Consider the following 801-nt stretch of genomic DNA (forward strand, 5'->3'; position numbering starts at 1 on the left):
ATAAGGTTGCGTTTTTAATTTATCATAATACTCAACAATATGATTCCGTCCATGGCGCCGTTGTTTAAGCATGTTTTGGATAATGAGAAAAAGTAGTTTTCGTAAATGCTTATTTCCCCGTTTATTAATTTTATCTTTATAAAAAGTCTTTCCTGATTGAAAACGGCGTATATCAATACCGGCATAGGCATTCAATTGCTTGTGATTCGTAAAACGAGTAATATCTCCTATTTCAGCTATTAAGCGTACAGCCGTATTAGATCCAATTCCAGGAAGGCTCAAAATAATAGAATATTCCGCATGTTGTTCAGCTATCTGTATTGATATATTCTTTTTTGTATTTGCTCGAATTCGATTCTTAATTGTGGTTTTCGAGAGGTCTAGAACTAAATCAGGATGTGGAAATAACTGAACAAGATTTAAAAATAAATCTGATTTTGTTGTAAAAATCTGTTCTAGCTCAGGAAATGTGAGCTGCAGTACTTTATGCATTCGGTTTCGCACAGTAGATAATTCATCATCGAGTTCGTCGTAAAATCGTGAAAGTGATTTTAATTGGGAAAAACGTGTATCTGTGATAGTTTTTTCCCTTCGGGAAACCGTAAAATGGGTAAGAGCTAATTGATGTGCATCGCTCCGATCCGTTTTATGAATCCGTAAGGAATCACATTGTAATTTTGCCTCTAAAGGATTCAATAGGCTATACGCATACTGATTCTTTTGCCTAGTTGCCTAGAATAAACACCTGTTGCTTCAAACACAATTTGAGGAGGGTGTCCACATTCATTCGTAAGTTTCTGC

Annotated in this window: 1 pseudogene; it reads right to left on the minus strand. The window is 35.3% G+C overall.

Features of this window, described 5'->3' with window-relative positions:
* Positions 1–801 (minus strand): annotated as a pseudogene (locus JDS99_RS30760) (transposase); the annotation flags it as partial.

Origin of the sequence: Bacillus cereus group sp. N6 (assembly GCF_016483705.1) — a bacterium.
GTDB lineage: Bacteria > Bacillota > Bacilli > Bacillales > Bacillaceae_G > Bacillus_A > Bacillus_A wiedmannii.